At 33.1% G+C, this 2,870-nt stretch carries 4 protein-coding genes; all 4 read left to right on the forward strand.

From position 1 onward, the window contains the following. Nucleotides 1-111 precede the first annotated feature (111 nt). Nucleotides 112-381, forward strand: coding sequence for an acylphosphatase (locus BU038_RS12110; protein ID WP_107606225.1), 270 nt, complete (start codon nucleotides 112-114; stop codon nucleotides 379-381). Between the two features lie 15 nt (nucleotides 382-396). Beyond that, entirely contained in the window at nucleotides 397-1,035 is a 639-nt protein-coding gene (locus BU038_RS12115; RefSeq protein WP_107606226.1) for a 5-bromo-4-chloroindolyl phosphate hydrolysis family protein, read from the forward strand. Further along, complete coding sequence (locus BU038_RS12120) at nucleotides 1,035-2,162, forward strand: toxic anion resistance protein (protein WP_107606227.1); 1,128 nt, start codon at nucleotides 1,035-1,037, stop codon at nucleotides 2,160-2,162. The genes BU038_RS12115 and BU038_RS12120 overlap by 1 nt, the downstream gene beginning before the upstream one ends. Before the next feature lie 124 nt (nucleotides 2,163-2,286). Next, on the forward strand, nucleotides 2,287-2,870 hold a 584-nt coding region (locus BU038_RS12125), incomplete at its 3' end, for a diacylglycerol/lipid kinase family protein (RefSeq protein ID WP_275114974.1).

The following is a 2,870-nucleotide window of genomic DNA, read 5'->3' on the forward strand; positions in this document are numbered from 1 at the left end:
ATTCTAAAGATAATTTCAAGAAATGTGTTTGTATTGATAGATATTGGGTTGTGTAGTAAATATTAGTTTTTTGCCCTGAAAATTCGTATAATATAACAAAGAGGTGATCTTATGCAACGCAGAAAAATTCAAGTATTTGGACAAGTACAAGGTGTCGGATTCCGTTATTTTACTGAACGCCTTGCACAAAAATACCATATTACAGGGACAGTACAAAATGTTGAACAATATGTAGAAATATATGCACAAGGTGAAGAACAAGAACTCGAACAATTCACACAAGCGATAATCGAGGGTGCTTCTCCTGCTTCCAAAGTTACAGACTACAACATTGAACATCTAGATACAGATTCATCTTTAGAAAGATTTAGAACTATTTAAAAAGGAAGATGTAAATTGAGATATTATATTTCTCGAATTTATGGAACCCTTGTTGGTGTTCCAGCTGCTATTGTCGCTTGGCTCACAAGTATTTATGCATTCGATATATTATTTGTATATGATTTAGGAATTGGTATCGCAGCATTCTTTGCGCTTTACTTCCCTACTCAATTTTTCACATCCAAAAAATATTTAAATGAAATAGGATTAACACGAAGAGACTTTAGATTTGTGCGTCATCATCTAAATAATGCACAAACAAAAGTACGAAAGCTTTTAAAATCCTTTATCAACGTGCGATCAATAAAAGATTTCAAGCAAGTGAATGAAATTCATAGATTAGCACGCACTATATATTTTACGGTGAGACAACAGCCGCAAAAGTTCTTTATTGTCGATAGCTTTTTTTATTCACATTTAGATAATGCATTGAATTTGATTGAAAGCTATACGAGATTAGCAAAAATGCCGGCAAAATCTAAAGAAGAAAAACAAAAGTTAGAACAAACACGTATTACCTTAGATGAAGTTAAAAGAACTTTAGTTGCTGACTTAAAGCGATTAAACGAAGAAGACTATACACGTCTTGATGTTGAAATGGAAATGAACAAAATAGAGCAACAACGCCACTTACAAAGAAAGGAGCATGATTAATGGCTAACGAAAATGAAATGCCGACACATCCAGAATTACAGAGTCAAATTTCAAATGACCAGACTCTAATGGAAGCAAATAAAGATTTCACACCAGAACAGCAAAAGAAAATACATGAGTTGGCAAACCAAATTGAACCAATGAATTATGATTCATTGATGAAATTCGGTTCTAATGCCCAATCTAGTATGTCTACATTCGCACATAAAATGCTGACTGAAGTGAAATCAAAAGATACAGGCCCTATCGGAGATACTTTAAATCAATTAATGGTAAAGCTTAAAGAAGTACAACCTGATGATTTCAAGCAAGAAAAAGATTCTTTCTTGAAGAAGATTTTTAAACGTGCTAAAGCTTCTGCGAATGAAATTTTCTCAAGAATGCAATCAGTAGGTTCTCAAGTTGACCGTATTTCTGTTGAATTAAAAAATCATAAAGATGGATTGAACAGAGATATTCAATTATTAAACGGTCTATACGATCAAAATAAAGATTACTTTGAAGAACTTAATCTATATATTGCAGCGGCACAAGAAAAGAAACAAGCTATTTTAGAACAGGAATTACCTGAGAAAAGACAAAAGGCTTATGAATCAGGCAATCAAATGGATATTCAAGAAGTTGCTGATTTAGAACAATTTGCGGATCGCTTAGATAAGCGTATCTATGATTTACAGTTATCTAGACAAATTTCACTACAAACTGCCCCGCAAATTCGTATGATTCAAAACGTGAACCAAACTTTAGCTGAAAAAATTCAAAGTTCTATTCTGACAAGTATTCCATTATGGAAAAACCAAATGGCTATTGCTTTGACATTGATGCGTCAACGACAAGCAATGTCAGCACAACGCGCTGTAACAGATACTACAAATGATTTATTAACTGCGAACTCAGAGTTGTTGAAACAAAATGCAGTTGATACAGCTGTTGAAAATGAACGTGGGATTGTTGATATTGAAACATTAAAATCAACTCACGAAAATATTATTGAAACTGTTGAACAAACATTGCAAATTCAAGCTGAAGGTCGTGAAAAACGACAACAAGCTGAACAGGAACTTCAACACTTAGAAGCGGATATGAAAGAACGCTTATTAACAATGAAAGAAAATAAAGTACAATAACAAACAAAAACGATTATCTCCCCTACCAGTGGTGGTAAAAGATAATCGTTTTTTATTTTGTATGATTGAATAAAGTATATTTTGGGGTAAGTATAACGAGATAAGTTCAAAGGAGTCTGGTACTATGACACAACACTTCAATAAAGGTGTTTTGTTTTATCATCAAGCTGCAGGTCAAGGCAATCTGTATAAGTCAATTGGACAGGTAACAGAAAGCTTAGTTCAAATGTGTGATGATTTAACAATTAAATTAAGTAAAGAAGAAGGAGATATTAAGAAATTTTGTGATGCTGTAGCACAGAATAATGACCATTCGTTTGATATCTTCTTTATCTTAGGTGGCGACGGTACAGTAAACGAATTAGTAAACGGCGTCGTAAAAAATGAGTTGAATATTCCTATTGGTATTATTCCAGGCGGAACATTTAATGATTTTGCTAAAACATTGAATCTGGCAGCTAGACCTGTACAAGCAGCACAACAATTACTAGAATCAAAAGTGAAGTCTTTTGATGTGTTGGATATTAATGGGCATATTGCTTTAAACTTTGCAGGTATAGGCATGATGGTAGAAAATGCAGAAAACGTAGATTCAAATAGTAAGAAAGTCTTTGGCAAATTAAGTTATATCTTTACCACTTTAAAAGTAATCGCTAATCCTGAAACATATAAATATGAGGTTAAAGCCAATGGTGAAACTTATTCAGG

Origin of the sequence: Staphylococcus simulans, from assembly GCF_003043455.1 — a bacterium.
In the GTDB taxonomy this organism is placed as follows: Bacteria; Bacillota; Bacilli; order Staphylococcales; family Staphylococcaceae; genus Staphylococcus; species Staphylococcus simulans_A.